The sequence below is a fragment of the Streptomyces iakyrus genome, from assembly GCF_000717055.1.
In the GTDB taxonomy this organism is placed as follows: Bacteria; Actinomycetota; Actinomycetes; order Streptomycetales; family Streptomycetaceae; genus Streptomyces; species Streptomyces iakyrus.
Genome location: NZ_JNXI01000003.1, coordinates 232,542 through 248,195 on the forward strand (window position 1 = coordinate 232,542; position 15,654 = coordinate 248,195).

Sequence of the window (15,654 nt, forward strand, 5' to 3'; positions counted from 1 at the left end):
TCCGCCGCCGTCACTGCGCGGCCCGTGCGGCTGCGGCGCCCCGGTCGTCCGGACCGTCCCCGCCGCGGATCTCCTGCTTGGCGTCGTCGCTGAGATGGCACGCGGCGAGGTGCCGTTCGCTGCCGGAGACGAGGCGCAGCTCGGGCCGCTCGGCCGTGCAACGGCCCTGAGGAACCCAGCCCTTGTAGGCGCAGCGGGGATGGAAGGCGCAGCCGTCCGGCAGGTTGATCAGGCTGGGCGGGCTGCCGGGGATCGGGTTGAGCCGTTCGCCGACGTCGCCGCCGAGGTGCGGCATCGACTGCAACAGACCCCAGGTGTAGGGGTGCTGGGGGCCCTTGAGGACGTCGCGGGTGGTGCCGTACTCGATGCGGCGGCCGCCGTACATCACCAGGATGTCGTCGGCGACGTCGGCGACCACGCCGAGGTCGTGCGTGATGATGACGACGGCCGAGCCGAACTCCTCCTGGAGGTCGCGGATCAGGTCCAGGATCTGCGCCTGGACGGTGACGTCCAGGGCGGTGGTGGGCTCGTCGGCGATGAGCAGCTCCGGGTCGCACACCAGCGACATGGCGATCATGGCGCGCTGGCGCATGCCGCCGGAGAACTGGTGCGGGTAGTCCCTGACCCGGCGCTCGGGCTGCGGGATGCCGACCCGCTTCAGCATCTCCACCGCGCGGTCCCTGGCCTCCTTCTTGGAGACTTTGTGGTGCACCCGGTAGGCCTCGGCGATCTGCGAGCCGACGGTGAAGAAGGGGTGCAGCGCGGACAGCGGATCCTGGAAGATCATGGAGACCGAGCGGCCGCGCAGGGCACGCATCCGGGCCTCGGGCAGGGCGACGAGTTCCCTGCCCTCCAGCCAGATCTCGCCGCTGACCTGGGCGCGGGTGCCCTTGTGCAGTCCGAGCAGGGCCAGTGAGGTCACCGACTTGCCGGAGCCGGACTCGCCGACGATGCCGAGGGTCCTGCCCTTCTCCAGGGTGAAGGAGACGCCGTCGACGGACTTGACGAGGCCGTCCTCGGTCGGGAAATGCACCTTCAGGTCGCGCACGTCGAGGAAGGGTGCGGGCGCGGGTGCGACATCCGCGGGCTGCGGTGAGGTCTGAACGGACACGGGTGTTCCTAAGGACGAAGAAGGGCTCAGGCGAGGCGCACGCGGGGGTCGACGAGGCCGTACACGAGGTCGACGACGACGTTGGCGAGGACGACGAACGTCGCGGCGAAGAGCGTGGTGCCGAGGATGACCGGCAGGTCGGAATTCTGCACGGAGTCGACCGCGAGCTTGCCGATGCCGTTGATGCCGAACACCGACTCGGTGATGACCGCGGAGCCGCCGATCAGGGAGCCGACGTCCATGCCGAAGATGGTGATGATGGGGGTGATGGCGGCTCGCAGGCCGTGCTTGAGGACGACGGTGGCCGCCGGCAGGCCCTTGGCGCGGGCGGTGCGCATGTAGTCCTCGGCGAAGACCTCCAGCATGGAGGAGCGGGTGAGCCTGGTGTACATCGCGAGGTAGACGATGACGAGGGTGATCCACGGCAGGATCAGGCCCTTGAACCAGCCGGCCGGGTCCTCGGTGATCGGGGTGTAGCCGGACGTCGGCAGGACCTGGAACTTGTCGACGAAGAGGTACAGCAGGAGCAGACCGATGAAGTAGATCTGCACCGACACGCCGAACAGGGCGAGTCCCACCGCCGCCTTGTCGGCGGCCCTGCCCCGGCGCACCGCCGCGACGGTGCCGAGGCCGACGCCCAGGACCAGGAAGGCCACCGCCGCGCCGAGACCGAGGGAGAGGTCCGCCGGGAAGTCCGACAGCAGGGTGGTCAGGACGGGGGTGTCGGTCTGGAAGGAGACGCCGAGACAGGGCGCGCCGCAGTGGATGCGCACGCTCTGGTCGCCGAAGTCACGGCCGACGAACAGTCCCTTGAGGAACTCCCAGTACTGGGTCAGGTAGCTCTGGTCCAGGCCCAGCGAGTGCTTGATCTCCGCCAGGCGCGAGGGCGAGCAGGTCTTTCCGCAGGCCAGGAGTGCGGGGTCGGACGGCAGCGCGAAGAAGATGAAGAAGGTGATCGTGGTGATCACCAGCATGATCAGGGCCGCTGCCAGCAGGCGTCTGATGAGGTAACGAAACATGGGGTGCCGGGACCTGACGTGAGTGGGATACCCGCCGGCGGCCGGGGCCGCCGGCGGGGTCTAGAGGAGGTACGTCACTTCTTGATGTAGACGTGGACCAGGCTCGGCTCGGCCACGATCGTGTCGGGGATGACCCCGCCGACCTTGGAGCCGGACATTTCGCTGAAGTTCATGTACATCAGCGGGACCACGGCGGCGTCCTTCAGGATCTGCTGGTCCATCTGGCCGTAGGTGGCGTTGCGCTGCTTGACGTCGGCCGTCTTGGCGGCCTTGTCGATCAGCGCGTTGACCTTCGGGTCGTTCAGGTAGGACAGGTCCTGGTTGGCCTGTGGGTTCTTCTTGATCAGCCGGCCGTCGAAGAGGGTGGGCAGCACTGTGGAGGCGTTCGGCCAGTCGGCGATCCAGTCGCCCCAGGTCAGGTCGTACTGGTTCTTCGTGTTGTTGATGGTGCTGAAGTAGCTCGACGCGTCGATCGGGGTGATGTTCACCTTGATGCCGATGCGCTCCAGCGCGGTTTTCACGGCGTCGGCGAAGTGCTCCTCGGTGGGGGTGTTCTCCACCGCGATCGACATGGTCGGCTTCGGGTTGCCCGCCTGCTTCATCAGCTCCTTGGCCTTGGCCAGGTTGCCCGCCGGGTTGGCGCTGTACAGGTTGAACTTCTTGTAGCCGCCAATGCCGGGGCTCAGCATGGTGGTGGCGTAGTCGCCGTAGGCGGAGCCGCCGAAGGCGCCGCGGACCGTGGTCTTGTCGACGGCGTACTCGATCGCCTGACGGACCTTCAGGTTCTTGACGCGGGTGGTGTTGATGGCCAGGTAGTTGATGCCAGGGGCGGGGATTTTGTAGTAACGGCTCTTCAGCGAGGAGTCGTTGGCCAGCTGGGCCAGGTCCGAGCCCGCGATCGGCCACTGCTGGATCGATGTCTGTGCGGTGCCCGCGTCGGCCTTGATCTGCTGGTCGATGGCCGACTCGTCCTGGCCGAACCGGACGTCCATCCCGTCGACGTTCTGCTGCCGGATCGGGTCGGTCGACTGCGACCAGTGGGTGTTCCTGGCGAGGACCAGTTCCTTGTTCTTGGTGTACGACTTGATCATGTACGGGCCGTCGGCCCACACATGGGTGTCGTAGGTCGAGCCGGTGTCATGGGCCTTGGGCACCGCCGACCAGCCGGGCATCGTGGTGGTCTCGTTGAAGTCGGCCACCGGCTGGTTCAGGTGGAAGACGACGGTGTACTTGTCCGGCGTCTGGATGGAGTCCAGTTGCTTGCCCTTGTAGGGGCCCTTGTAGTCGGCGCCGCCGACGAGCCACTGGGACGCGTAGGGCGGGCCGCCGTTGATGTCGGGCGAGAAGAACCGCTCGACGCCGTACTTGACGTCCTGTGCGGTGACCTCGGTGCCGTCCTGGTATTTGACACCGTGCCGGAGGTGGAAGGTCCAGACGGTGGCGCCCTTGGACGGCGTTCCGGTGTCGGTGGCGAGGTCGCCGACCAGCTTGGGGGTCGCTCCCGTCTCGTCCCAGCCGGTGAGGGTGCGGACGATCTCCTGGTCCATGCTCTGACCCTCGGTCGTGTAGACGCGCTGGGGGTCGAGATGGTCGAAGTCCGCCTTGTCGAGGATGGTCAGCGTGCCGCCCTTGCCGGGGGCGCCGCCGGCGCTGCTGCCGGAGGACCCTCCGCATGCGGTGGCCCCCAGGGCGATCATCACGGCTGAGGCCGTGAGAGCGACCGTGCGCGATCTGCGCGTGCTGCGCGTCATTGAGGAAACTCCGTTTCTTGCTACGGGCTCGACGGCCGTTCGTGGGGCCGCCTGGCCGATATTCGGGGGGTGGCTCGGGTCAGCCGCGCCGGGCGCGGGGGTCCAGAGCGTCCCGGACGCCGTCCCCCAGGAGGTTGAGCGCCAGGACCAGGAGGAAGAGCAGGACGCCGGGCACGAAGAGGTACATCGGGTCCTGAAGGAAGAACTGCGAGGCGTCCGACAACAGGGCGCCCCAGTCGGGGTTGGGCGGGATGACGCCGACGCCCAGGTAGGACAGGGCCGCCTCGGTGGTGATGTTCTGCGGGACGGCGAGCGCGAAGGAGATGAGGATCGGCGCCCACAGGTTGGGCAGCAGCTGCCGGAAGAGGATGTGCCGGCGGCCGGCGCTCATCAGCCGCGCCGCGTCGACGAACTCCCGCTCGCGCAGGGACAGTACCTGCCCGCGCACCAGACGGGCGGTGTACGCCCAGGCGAAGACGGCGATGTTGAGGACCAGGACGAGCAGCCGGAGGTTCTCGTCGGTGCCGCCGTGGCTGTTGGTCTGCAGCGCGTTCTGGATCACCGGGGTGAGCGCGATGATGAACAGCAGCTGCGGGAACGCCAGCATCACGTCCATGATCCGCGAGAGCAGGGAGTCGACCCAGCCGCCGAAGTATCCGGCGGCGAGCCCGGCGACGACGCCGACCGCGGTGGACAGCACGGCCGAGGCGAATCCCACGTAGAGGGAGGTGCGCAGGCCGTAGACGATACGGGCGAACAGGTCGTAGCCGGTGCCCGGTTCGACGCCGAGCAGATGCTGGGCGCTGACGCCGCCCAGCGATCCGTAAGGGAAGTTGCCCGTGTCCGGATTGATCGCCTTGTTGTCGGGGGTGATCGGCCCCCAGCCGGTCAGTGCGGTGAGCACGGGCGCGAGGAGCGCGATCGCGATGAACAGGAGGGTGGCCACCAGGGCGGCCGTGGTGACCTTGTCCCGCCTGATCCGCCGCCAGGCCATCCGGGCCGGTGAGCGGCCGGCGACAACCGTGCCGCCGGGTCTGGAGTCCTGCGTCGACGGCTCGGTCAGCAGTGTGGTGCCGCCGCCGGTGTCGACCGGCTGGTGTTGCGTGGTCATCGTACGGACATCCCGGATCTGCCCCTGAGGCAAGGAAATTGGGTGGCGGTCGTTGTTTCCGCCGTGAGACTCTGCGGACTTTCGCAACGGCGTGCGAGCCCGGTCAAGCCGCGCAGGGGCGAGAAAAGGGATTGTTTGCGGTCATGGAAAAGTGTTGACGAGAGCGGGGAATGTGATTACCCGTCGCGTGAATGTTTGCGGGAGATTCCTTGGGCAGTGATTGGCCGTGACTCCTGCGTTGTTTCCTTTTGCTTTTCCCTCGGAATCCCCCGTGCCGGGTAAAGGACGGGGGCGGCGGGCCGGGCGTCAGCCGACCGGCACCCCGGCCTCCAGGTAGAGCGCCGCTCCGCGTTCGCGTGCCCTCAGGGCCCAGCGCAGCCGCTCGTAGCGCACCGGGGGCAGCAGCTCCGCGGCCTCCTCCTCGGTGACGAAACGCCAGGCGCGCAGCTCCGGGCCGGGCAGCAGCAGCCGCCCCGCCTCGGCGGAATCGAGGAGGCCGCCGTCGAAGAGGAGCCGCAGACCGCCGTAGCCCGGGGGCGCGGGGCGCTCCCAGTCGACGACGAGCAGGCCCGGCACCTCGTCGAGGCTGAGGCCGGTCTCCTCGGCGACCTCGCGCATCCCGGCGCGTGCGGGCGCCTCACCGGGTTCGACGACGCCACCGGGAAACTCCCAGCCGGCCTTGTACGTGGGGTCGACGAGCAGCACCCGGTCCTGCTCGTCGAAGAGGAGCACTCCGGCGGCGACGGTCTCGGCGGTGGGCTCGGGCGTCTGCACGATGTCGCAGACGGGCACGGCACCGCTGGTGACGGCCTCGGCGATCCGGACCGCCGTCTCGTACGGCGTGAGGTCGCTGGTGTCGACCGGGTGGGCGTCGCCGATGAGCCAGGAGGCGAGCGCGGCCCGGTACGGCTCGATGTGGTCGTAGGACCACTGGCGTATTCGCAGGTCACCGTCGGGCAGGTCCCGCGGGATCTCACGGCCCGCTATCCGCTCCCGCAGTATCGTTTCAGCCGGAGCGAGCAGGATGTGGCTGACCGGAATCCTGCGCGCGGCCAGGCCGCCGAAGATCTCGTCGCGGTACTCCTGGCGCAGCAGGGTCATGGGGACCACGAGGGTCCCGCCGAGCTCGGCGAGCATCGCGGCCGCCGTGTCGATCACCAGCCGTCGCCAGATCGGCAGGTCCTGGAAGTCGCCGGCCTCGGCGAGGTGTTTGGGTGGCAGCAGGTGGGCGAGCGCGCCGCCGACGACCTCCGGGTCGAAGAGCGTGCTGTTCGGGATCAGTTCGATCAGTTCCCGTGCGGTGGTGGTCTTCCCCGCACCGAACGCGCCGTTGATCCAGACGACGGTCACAGGTCCCCCTCTTCTGTTGGCCCCCTGAGGCTTGCCCGCTCCACCCTGCCACGGAAACCAGCCGCAGTTGAGGGCGCACATGACGACGGCGCCGACGCCCCCCCTCACGCGGGGAGCGCCGACGCCGTGGGCCGAAGCCGGGGCGGCTCGTCAGCCCTTCTTCGGGGCGGCCTTCTTCTGAGCGCCCTTCTTCTGGACGCCCTTCTTCTTCTGGACGCCATCCTTCCCGTGCACCGACAGGCCGTCCCCTGCGACGGTCTGGTCGAGCGTCTTGAGGGTCTCGTCCACGTTGATCGCGGGGAGCTTCTCTCCGATGGCGTGCGACGGGGTGATCGCCGCGACGGCGAAGCCGGTGGCCAGGGAGGCGATGGCGAGCATGCTGCGCTTCTTCATGCCGACTCAACTGCTGGACGGGCTCCGGGGTCACGCCACTGGGCCGTTCGGGGGACGCGCCGGCTTCACACGGGGTCGGTGCCCCAGGTGCCGGACCCGCCGCCGCGCCATTCGATCAGCCCGGACGCGGCCGCGTACTCCTCGTCCGCGTCCTCGATGCCGGCCCGTCGCAGGAACTCGGCGACGTCCAGCAACCCGTACGCGATGCCGAGGAACTGGTCGTCCACACGGACCCGACGGCCGCCGTCCGCGGCGGGCGGGTAGACCACGACGGGTTTCACGGACGCCATGGCACCAGGGTGCGCGGGGAGTGCGCCGGCCGCTCGCCGGGCTGGGCCGTTCAGCCCGCCCGCCGCGTCGGCCGGAAGACGACGCCGAGGCGGATGGGGGCCGTGAGGCGGGCAGGGGAGCACCCGCTTCACCGTCGCGATGACCTTCGTCAGGCGCCCACGTAGGCCGCCAGATGCTCCCCGGTCAGAGTGGAGCGGGCCTCGACGAGGTCGGCCGGGGTGCCCTCGAAGACGATCCGGCCGCCGTCGTGCCCCGCGCCGGGGCCGAGGTCGATGATCCAGTCGGCGTGCGCCATGACCGCCTGGTGGTGCTCGATCACGATGACCGACTTGCCGGAGTCGACGAGCCGGTCGAGCAGGCCGAGCAGCTGCTCGACGTCCGCCAGATGCAGGCCGGTGGTCGGCTCGTCGAGGACGTACACGCCGCCCTTCTCCCCCATGTGCGTGGCCAGCTTGAGCCGCTGCCGCTCGCCGCCGGACAGCGTGGTGAGCGGCTGCCCGAGGGTGAGGTAGCCGAGCCCGACGTCCGCGAGCCGCTCCAGGATCCGGTGCGCGGCGGGGGTGCGGGCCTCTCCGCCGCCGAAGAACTCCTCGGCCTCGGTCACCGGCATCGCCAGCACCTCGCTGATGTCCCGGCCGCCGAGGCGGTACTCCAGCACCGACGCCTCGAACCGCTTGCCCTCGCACTCCTCGCAGGGCGTGGCGACGCTCTGCATGATCGCCAGGTCGGTGTAGATGACACCGGCGCCGTTGCAGGTGGGGCAGGCACCCTCGGAGTTGGCGCTGAACAGCGCCGGCTTCACTCCGTTGGCCTTGGCGAAGGCCTTGCGGATCGGGTCGGCGAGCCCGGTGTACGTCGCCGGGTTGCTGCGCCGGGAGCCGCGGATCGGGGTCTGGTCGATCGCCACCACGCCCTCGGCCCCGGCCTGCCGGGCCATGGAGCCGTGCACGAGCGAGCTCTTGCCGGAGCCGGCCACGCCGGTCACGACGGTGAGGACGCCGAGCGGGATGTCGACGTCGACGTCGTGCAGGTTGTTCGCCGAGGCCCCCCGGACCTCCAGCACGCCGGTGGGCCTGCGGACCGTCGCCTTGATCTTGGCCCGGTCGTCGAGGTGGCGTCCGGTGACGGTGTCGCTGCCGCGCAGCCCCTCCAGGGTTCCCTCGAAGCAGACGGTGCCGCCCGCCCGGCCGGCGCCGGGGCCGAGGTCCACGACGTGGTCGGCGATGGCGATCGTCTCCGGCTTGTGCTCCACCACCAGCACGGTGTTGCCCTTGTCGCGCAGGCGCAGGAGCAGGTTGTTCATCCGCTGGATGTCATGCGGGTGCAGGCCGATGGACGGCTCGTCGAAGACGTAGGTGACGTCGGTGAGCGAGGAGCCGAGGTGACGGATCATCTTGGTGCGCTGCGCCTCCCCGCCGGAGAGCGTGCCCGAGGCCCGGTCGAGCGAGAGGTAGCCGAGGCCGATCTCCACGAACGAGTCCAGGGTGTGCTGGAGCTTGGCCAGCAGCGGCGCCACCGACGGCTCGTCCAGCCCCCGGACCCACTCCGCCAGGTCACGGATCTCCATCGCGCAGGCGTCGGCGATGCTGACCTTGCCGATCTTCGAGGAGCGGGCGAGCTCGCTCAGCCGGGTGCCGTCGCACTCGGGGCAGCGGGTGAAGGTGACCGCCCGGTCCACGAAGGCCCGGATGTGCGGCTGCATCGACTCGCGGTCCTTGGAGAGGAAGGTCTTCTGGATCTTCGGGATCAGCCCCTCATAGGTGAGGTTGACGCCGTTGATCTTCACCTTGACCGGCTCGCGGTACAGGAAGTCGTGCCGCTCCTTCTTGGTGTAGTTCCGGATCGGCTTGTCCTTGTCGAAGAAGCCCGACTCGGCGATGACCCGCACCACCCAGCCGCCCCCGGTGTAGGTGGGGATCGTGAACGGGTCCTCGGAGAGCGACTTGGAGTCGTCGTAGAGCTGGGTGAGGTCGATGTCGGAGACCGTGCCCCGGCCCTCGCAGTGCGTGCACATGCCGCCGGTGCGACTGAAGGACACCTTCTCGGTCCTGGTCTTGTCGGCACCGCGGTCCACCGTGAACCCGCCGCTCGCCGATACCGAGGCGGTGTTGAAGGAGAAGGCGCCGGGCGGGCCGATGTGGGGCGTGCCGAGCCGGCTGAAGAGGATCCGCAGCATGGCGTTGGCGTCGGTGGCGGTGCCGACGGTGGAGCGGGGGTCGGAACCCATGCGCTGCTGGTCGACGGCGATCGCGGTCGTCAGCCCGTCCAGTACGTCGACCTCGGGCCGGGCCAGGTTCGGCATGAATCCTTGCAGGAAGGCGCTGTAGGTCTCGTTGATGAGCCGCTGCGACTCCGCCGCGATCGTGTCGAACACCAACGAGCTCTTGCCCGAGCCGGAGACTCCGGTGAAGACCGTGAGCCGGCGCTTGGGGATCTCGATGCTGACGTCCCTGAGGTTGTTCTCGCGCGCGCCGTGCACGCGGATCACGTCATGGCTGTCGGCAACGTGCGGCCCGGGCGACTGTGTGTCCGTCGTCTTGGCCTTGCTCATGGTGTCTCCATCTGCCGGGCGGCGCTGCCGCGTTCGGGCGGTCTCGGCCCCCCGCGCGGCTCCCGGGGGCGCGGCGCGGGGGGAGGTGCGGTGCATGGGCTGCTACGGCGCCTTGAGCTGCTGGATGCGGACCATGTTGCCCGCGGGGTCGCGGAAGGCGCAGTCGCGGACGCCGTAGGGCTGGTCCACCGGCTCCTGGACCACCTCGGCATCGCCCGCCTGCACCCGCTCGAAGGTGCCGTCGACGTCGGTGGTGGCCAGAACGATGCTGGCGTAGGTGCCCTTGGCCATCATCTCCGTGATGGTGCGGCGTTCGTCGTCGGTGATGCCGGGGTCGGCGGCCGGCGGGTGCAGCACGATGTTCGTGCCGGGCTGGCCGACGGGGCCGACCGTGATCCAGCGCATGCCCTCGTATCCGACGTCGTTCCTGACTTCGAAGCCGAGGGTGTCGCGGTAGAACGCCAGGGCGGCGTCCGGGTCGTCGTGCGGAAGGAAGCTGGCGTGAATGTGGAGGTCCATGGCCATCACGCTAGTTTCGGCTCGCGGCGGGCGCTTCTCGATTCCTGATCGGTCTGGTCACCTGCTTCGCCACGCACGACGGGATGCCGGCCGTCGCGCGCGCCGCCTCGCGCCGGTAGGCACTGGGCGGCATGCCGACCAGCTCGGTGAAGCGGGTGCTGAAGGTGCCCAGTGATGCGCAGCCGACCTCGAAGCACACCTCGGTGACGCTCAGGTCGCCCCGGCGCAGCAGCGCCATGGCGCGTTCGATGCGCCGCGTCATGAGGTAGCTGTAGGGCGACTCCCCGTACGCCTGCCGGAACGCGCGGCTCAGGTGCCCCGCCGACATGTGCACACCCCGGGCGAGCGCCTCGACGTCCAGAGGCTTCGCGTACTCCCGGTCGATGCGGTCCTTGACACGGCGCAGCCGGGCGAGGTCACGCAGGTGCTGGGCCGAGGCGGGTCTGCTGCTCACAAGCGCGATCGTGCCACACCGCACGCACGTGCGGTTGATTTCCGGCGATCCGGAACGTACTGGTCCGTATCACCCGGAGTCACCGTCGACTCCCGCACCGGCCCGCCTCGCGCCACCACAGGCTGAACGTTCCTGCCTGCTCCGCCGGCTCTGACCTCACACCCCTGCCGCCGCCGCGTCCGTCCGCTTCGCCAGTGCTGCCGCCGCCGCACCCACCAGCCCGGCGTCGGTGCCCATCTGCGCCGGTGCCACCGTCAGGTGCCGGACGAAGGACAGCGTCGCGTAGGCGCTCAGCGCCTTGCGCAGGGGGCCGAAGAGGACGTCGCCCGCCTTGCCCACTCCTCCGCCGATCACGGCGATGTCGATCTCCACGAGCGTCGCGGTGGCCGCGATCCCGGCGGCCAGGGCCTGGGCGGCCCGCTCGAAGGAGGCGACGGCGACCGGGTCACCGGAGCGGGCGGCGGCGGCCACAGCGGCGGCCGACGCGTCCCCGTCGGGGCCCGGCCGCCAGCCGTTCTCCAGGGCGCGCCGGGCGATGTTGGGGCCGCTCGCTATGCGCTCCACGCAGCCGTGCGAGCCGCACGGGCACAGATCGCCGTCGAGGTCGACGCTGATGTGACCGATGTGTCCCGCGTTGCCGGTGGGCCCGGGGTGCAGCCGCCCTCCGAGCACGAGACCGCCGCCGACGCCCGTGGAGACGACCATGCACAGCGCGTTGTCGTGACCGCGGGCGGCGCCCTGCCAGTGCTCGGCCGCCGTGATCGCCACACCGTCGCCGATCAGCTCGACGGGCAGGTTCCCGGCGGCGGCCCGCACCCGGGCGACGAGCGGGTAGTCGCGCCAGCCGGGGACGTTCACCGGGCTCACCGTGCCCGCGGAGGCGTCCACGGGTCCGGCGCTGCCGATCCCCACCGCCGTGGCACTCCCCCACAGCGGCGACGCGGTGAGCTCGCCGAGCACCTCCTCCACGGCCCGCATCACGGTGTCGCCGTCCTCCCGGGCGGGCGTCGGCCGCTGTGCGCGGACCAGGATCCGGCCACGGCCGTCCACCAGAGCTCCGGCGATCTTGGTGCCGCCGATGTCGAGCGCGGCCACGAGGTCGGTGTGCATCAGAGTCGGATCTCCCCGTCGGGCATGAGAAAAACGCCGAGAACAGCCATCAAGCAGGGCAAGCAGCGGGCCGGTCCCGCGAGGGTGCGCGGGGCCGGAGATTGCGGTGGACAGTCTCCCCCGAGCCTGACAACGTTGTCCAGGCTCTATGCTCGACGCCACATCCTCATACAAACCCAGGATCGACGCACCCCCGTGGACGACAGGACAGGACTGGACACCGTGGCCCCTACCCCCCTCCGATCCGCAGCGCGCTACGGCACCCGGCCGACCATGAAGGACGTAGCGGCCCGCGCCGGAGTAGGCCTCAAGACGGTCTCCCGCGTCGTGAACGGGGAACCGGGGGTCACTCCGGAGACGGAGCGGCGGGTCCAGGAGGCGATCGACGCCCTCGGTTTCCGCCGCAACGACAGCGCGCGCGTGCTGCGCAAGGGCCGCACGGCGAGCATCGGCCTGGTCCTGGAGGACCTCGCGGACCCGTTCTACGGACCGCTGAGCCGGTCGGTCGAGGAGGTGGCCCGCGCGCACGGCGCCCTGCTGATCAACGGCTCCAGCGCGGAGGACCCCGAGCGCGAGCAGGAGCTGGTGCTGGCCCTGTGCGCGCGGCGGGTGGACGGTCTTGTGGTGATCCCGGCCGGGGACGACCACCGGTACCTGGAGCCCGAGCTCAAGGCGGGCGTCGCCACGGTGTTCGTGGACCGGCCGGCCGGGCACATCGACGCCGACGTCGTCCTGTCGGACAACTACGGCGGCGCCCGGGGCGGCGTCGCCCACCTCATCGCGCACGGACACCGCCGGATCGGCTTCATCGGCGACATGCCCCGCATCCACACCGCCGCCGAGCGGCTGCGCGGCTACCGGGCCGCGATGGAGGACGCGGGCATACCGGTGGCGGGCTCCTGGATGTCCCTCGGCGTCACCGGCCCCGAGCGGGTGCGAAGGGCGGCCGAGGAGATGCTGACCGGCCCGGACCCGGTGACGGCGATCTTCGCCGGCAACAACCGGGTGACGGTCACGGTGATCCGGGTGCTCGCCGAGCAGGCCCGCCGTGTCGCCCTGGTCGGCTTCGACGACATCGAGCTCGCCGACCTGCTCCAGCCGGGTGTCACGGTCGTCGCCCAGGACGCGGCAGACATCGGCCGCACCGCGGCGGAACGTCTCTTCCGGCAGCTGGACGGCACCCTGGTCACCCCCGAGCGCATCGAGCTGCCGACGCGGCTGATCACCCGCGGCTCGGGCGAGATCCCCCCGGCGGACTGAGCGGCCGATGGACGACGTTACCGATCGCACGCTACGGGCCCTGGGCCTGCACGAGGCGCCCCGCGAGCACCCACTGCTGTATCCGGGCGCGTGGCCGGCGGAATCCGGGATCCTCGTCGGGGACCGCTTCCTGCCGCTGGAGCGGCTGGTGTACGAGGACCGCACGCCGGTCATCGCCATCGGATCCAACGGCTGCCCGGGGCAGCTCCGGCACAAGATGACGGAGTACGGGATCGAGTCGCCGCTGCCGATGGTCAAGGCCCGGGTGACGGGCGTCGACGCCGGCGTCTCGGCGCACGTGAGCCGCATGGGGTACGTGTCGGCCTCGCCGGTCGGAGCCCCGGACACCGTGCGGGAGCTGTTCGTGCTGTGGCTCGACGCCGAGCAGCTCGCGGTGATCGACGCGAGCGAGGGCGCGCCGGTACCGGGCGGCAACTTCGACCGGGCCTGGCTGCCGTCGCCCGACATCCTGATCAACCTCGCCGATGGCACGCGACTGCCCGGGGCGTACGCCTACGTCAACCGGCACGGTGTCCTCCACGACGGCACGGGCACGCCGCGCACGCACCCGGGTGAGCGGGAGCTGCTGACGGAACTGCTCGTCGGGCTGCCCCGGCTGCGGGAGCTGTTCGGTGTCGTGCCCGAGGAGTTCTGCGCGCGGGCCCGCGGGGACCGGCGGCTGTGCGAGCGGGGCACGCGGCTGTTCATCGAGGAGAAGCTGGTGACGGCCTCCGGTCTCGAACGGTACGTGGCTGCCTCGGGCCGGGCTCAGCAGAGCGGGAGCCCGGGGACCGGCGCGTCGTTGTCACCGCCCTTGATGTAGACGTCGCTGAACCAGACGTTCGTGTTGCCGCTGTCGTCGTCGGTCTTCGCCCACCAGACGTTGGTCCACTCCCCGGAGGTCTCACGGCGGCCCAGGTTCTGCTGGCAGTAGAAGTAGTTGGTGCCCGCTTTCAGGATGCCGACCTTGGTGCCGGAGGCGGTGTAGGAGTCCGCGGTCTTCCAGACCGTGCAGTTGTACTTGCCGCCGCCGATGGGGTGACAGACCGGGGCCGGGGCGGTCGGGCCGTCGGAGGCTGCGCCGTCCCGCGCCTCTCCGCCGGTGGCGCCGCCGGTGGGCTTGGCGGGGGCGGCGGTGGTCGCCCGGCCGGTGGGCTCGGGGTCCTTCTCGTCGCCGGGCTTCGCGGACGGGTCCGTGCCCTTGTCGTCGCCCTGAGGCGTGGACCTCGGGGCGTTCGAGCCGTCGTCCGCGCCACCCGGATCGGAGGGCCCGGCGCCGACACCGGCGGTACCGGACCGTGCAGCGGTGCCCTTGCCGCCGGAGTCGCCTGAATCGCCTGAGTCGCCGAGAAGCGCGACCGTGGTCCCGGCGGCGGCGAGCACGACGGTGACGGCCGCGGCGGCGAGCAGCACGCGCGCCTTGCGCCGGGGCGCGGAGCGGCCGGCGTTCACCGGGGCGGTGGCGGCGGAGGCAGCGGGGGTGGTGGTGCCGGGATCGACCGGACCGAAGCCCTGGGGCGCGGCGCCCGTGCCCTGCGGGCCGGTGCCTTGCGGTGTCGGGTGGGCTTGCGGCGTCGCGTGGCCGGGGCCAGTGGGCTCCGGGCCGCCAGGGCCGATGGGCTCCGAACCGCCAGGGCCAGTGGGCTCCGGGCCGCCAGAGCCGGTGGGCCCCGGGCCGCCGGCCGCCGCGGCTCCCTCTGCGCCGACCGCCCCCGCGGCTCCGAACGCGGCTGCCGTACCGGAGTCGGAGCGGTGCTGCGGAGGCCCGAACCCGGGCGGTACCGATGGGACGCTGCGCTCCGTCTCGGCGCGCGGGAACGGGGCTGCGGGGCCCCGCAGGGAAGAGGTCGGCGTGTCCGTGCCGCCCGTGTCCGCGACCGCCTGGAGCAGTTCGCGGGCCTGGTCGGCCTCCGGGCGGGACTCGGGGCGCTTGTCCATCAGCCGCTGGAGGACGGGCGCGAGGGAGCCGGCGCGGCGGGGCTCCGGCAGCGGCTCGGTGACGATCGCGGTGAGCGTGGAGAACGTGGAGGTGCGGCGGAAGGGCGAGGAGCCCTCGACGGCCGCGTACAGCGTGGCGCCCAGGGCCCAGATGTCGGAGGCGGGACCGGGGTCGGCGCCCTGCGCGCGCTCGGGGGCGAGGTAGTCGAGGGAGCCGACGAGTTCGCCGCTGCGCGTGAGGTGCGTGGCCGAGCCGTCCCCCGGGTCGTCCATCGTGGCGATGCCGAAGTCGGTAAGGACGACCCGGCCCGAGCGGTCGAGCAGGATGTTGGCCGGCTTCACGTCCCGGTGCAGGACGCCGGCGCGGTGGGCGGCGGCCAGGGCGTCCATGACCTTGGCGCCGATGCCGGCGGCCTCGCTCGGGTCCAGTGGGCCGCGCTCGCGCAGGACGTCGTCCAGGGACGGCCCGTCGACCAGTTCCATGACGATGATCGGGCGGCCGTCGACCTGGGCGATGTCGTGCACGGAGATGACGCCGGGATGGCGTACCCGGGCCGCCGCGCGCGCCTCGCGCCGCATCCGCACCTGGAGATCCGCCAGTTCGGGACCGGCCGCGTCGGTGTAGGTGCGCAGTTCCTTGACCGCGACCTCACGGCCGAGGACCTCGTCGACGGCCTTCCAGACGACGCCCATGCCGCCGCGCCCCAGCGCCGCCGTGACGCGATAGCGGCCGGCCAGCAGCCGTCCGGCTCCGTCCGCCTGCCCGTGCTCCCCCGTTGACACCACTGCCCCGTTC

14 protein-coding genes are annotated in these 15,654 nt (G+C 71.0%); 2 read left to right on the forward strand and 12 right to left on the reverse strand.

Annotated elements, in window-relative coordinates; translation table 11 throughout:
- Positions 1-10 precede the first annotated feature (10 nt).
- The 11 genes from OO68_RS06065 to OO68_RS06115 form a co-directional block, all read right to left on the reverse strand.
- Positions 11-1,111 (reverse strand): ABC transporter ATP-binding protein, encoded by a 1,101-nt coding sequence (locus OO68_RS06065; RefSeq protein ID WP_033307093.1) that lies wholly within the window; start codon positions 1,109-1,111, stop codon positions 11-13.
- Positions 1,112-1,137: 26 nt separating this feature from the next.
- A complete protein-coding gene (locus OO68_RS06070; protein ID WP_033307094.1) occupies positions 1,138-2,130 on the reverse strand; it encodes an ABC transporter permease in 993 nt (330 codons plus the stop codon).
- Positions 2,131-2,204: 74 nt separating this feature from the next.
- A complete protein-coding gene (locus OO68_RS06075; RefSeq protein WP_033307095.1) occupies positions 2,205-3,881 on the reverse strand; it encodes an ABC transporter substrate-binding protein in 1,677 nt (558 codons plus the stop codon).
- 79 nt (positions 3,882-3,960) lie between these two features.
- The gene (locus OO68_RS06080; RefSeq protein WP_033307096.1) at positions 3,961-4,992 is read right to left on the reverse strand and encodes an ABC transporter permease; all 1,032 of its coding nucleotides are present in this window, start codon (positions 4,990-4,992) and stop codon (positions 3,961-3,963) included.
- Between the two features lie 306 nt (positions 4,993-5,298).
- Positions 5,299-6,342, reverse strand: coding sequence for an NUDIX hydrolase (locus tag OO68_RS06085; RefSeq protein ID WP_033307097.1), 1,044 nt, complete (start codon positions 6,340-6,342; stop codon positions 5,299-5,301).
- A gap of 150 nt (positions 6,343-6,492) precedes the next feature.
- Positions 6,493-6,735 carry a hypothetical protein gene (locus tag OO68_RS06090; RefSeq protein WP_033307098.1) on the reverse strand — a complete coding sequence of 81 codons (243 nt, stop codon included), beginning with the start codon at positions 6,733-6,735 and terminating at the stop codon, positions 6,493-6,495.
- Between the two features lie 65 nt (positions 6,736-6,800).
- On the reverse strand, positions 6,801-7,025 hold the full coding sequence (locus OO68_RS06095; RefSeq protein ID WP_033307099.1) for a hypothetical protein: 225 nt from the start codon (positions 7,023-7,025) through the stop codon (positions 6,801-6,803).
- A 149-nt stretch (positions 7,026-7,174) separates the two neighbouring features.
- Positions 7,175-9,577 carry an ATP-binding cassette domain-containing protein gene (locus OO68_RS06100; protein WP_033307100.1) on the reverse strand — a complete coding sequence of 801 codons (2,403 nt, stop codon included), beginning with the start codon at positions 9,575-9,577 and terminating at the stop codon, positions 7,175-7,177.
- A 102-nt stretch (positions 9,578-9,679) separates the two neighbouring features.
- Complete coding sequence (locus OO68_RS06105) at positions 9,680-10,096, reverse strand: VOC family protein (protein ID WP_033307495.1); 417 nt, start codon at positions 10,094-10,096, stop codon at positions 9,680-9,682.
- A gap of 10 nt (positions 10,097-10,106) precedes the next feature.
- A complete protein-coding gene (locus OO68_RS06110; protein WP_033307101.1) occupies positions 10,107-10,550 on the reverse strand; it encodes a helix-turn-helix transcriptional regulator in 444 nt (147 codons plus the stop codon).
- A 156-nt stretch (positions 10,551-10,706) separates the two neighbouring features.
- Positions 10,707-11,660 (reverse strand): ROK family protein, encoded by a 954-nt coding sequence (locus OO68_RS06115; RefSeq protein WP_033307102.1) that lies wholly within the window; start codon positions 11,658-11,660, stop codon positions 10,707-10,709.
- 195 nt (positions 11,661-11,855) lie between these two features.
- Here OO68_RS06115 and OO68_RS06120 point away from each other — a divergent pair, with 195 nt between their 5' ends.
- Both OO68_RS06120 and OO68_RS06125 read left to right on the forward strand, forming a co-directional pair.
- Positions 11,856-12,920, forward strand: a complete 1,065-nt coding sequence (locus OO68_RS06120; RefSeq protein ID WP_051814493.1) for a LacI family DNA-binding transcriptional regulator — start codon at positions 11,856-11,858, stop codon at positions 12,918-12,920.
- A gap of 7 nt (positions 12,921-12,927) precedes the next feature.
- Positions 12,928-13,743, forward strand: coding sequence for a hypothetical protein (locus tag OO68_RS06125; RefSeq protein WP_033307103.1), 816 nt, complete (start codon positions 12,928-12,930; stop codon positions 13,741-13,743).
- On the opposite strand, the gene OO68_RS06130 is transcribed toward OO68_RS06125, so the two are convergent.
- Positions 13,689-15,641 carry a serine/threonine-protein kinase gene (locus tag OO68_RS06130; RefSeq protein ID WP_033307497.1) on the reverse strand — a complete coding sequence of 651 codons (1,953 nt, stop codon included), beginning with the start codon at positions 15,639-15,641 and terminating at the stop codon, positions 13,689-13,691. The genes OO68_RS06125 and OO68_RS06130 overlap by 55 nt on opposite strands.
- Positions 15,642-15,654 lie beyond the last annotated feature (13 nt).

Coding starts and splice junctions, on each gene's coding strand:
- OO68_RS06105 (WP_033307495.1), bottom strand. CDS start 10,096: ATGGACCTCCACATTCACGCCAGCTTCCTTCCGCACGACGACCCGGAC.
- OO68_RS06090 (WP_033307098.1), bottom strand. CDS start 6,735: ATGAAGAAGCGCAGCATGCTCGCCATCGCCTCCCTGGCCACCGGCTTC.
- OO68_RS06095 (WP_033307099.1), bottom strand. CDS start 7,025: ATGGCGTCCGTGAAACCCGTCGTGGTCTACCCGCCCGCCGCGGACGGC.
- OO68_RS06080 (WP_033307096.1), bottom strand. CDS start 4,992: ATGACCACGCAACACCAGCCGGTCGACACCGGCGGCGGCACCACACTG.
- OO68_RS06100 (WP_033307100.1), bottom strand. CDS start 9,577: ATGAGCAAGGCCAAGACGACGGACACACAGTCGCCCGGGCCGCACGTT.
- OO68_RS06075 (WP_033307095.1), bottom strand. CDS start 3,881: ATGACGCGCAGCACGCGCAGATCGCGCACGGTCGCTCTCACGGCCTCA.
- OO68_RS06115 (WP_033307102.1), bottom strand. CDS start 11,660: ATGCACACCGACCTCGTGGCCGCGCTCGACATCGGCGGCACCAAGATC.
- OO68_RS06125 (WP_033307103.1), top strand. CDS start 12,928: ATGGACGACGTTACCGATCGCACGCTACGGGCCCTGGGCCTGCACGAG.
- OO68_RS06070 (WP_033307094.1), bottom strand. CDS start 2,130: ATGTTTCGTTACCTCATCAGACGCCTGCTGGCAGCGGCCCTGATCATG.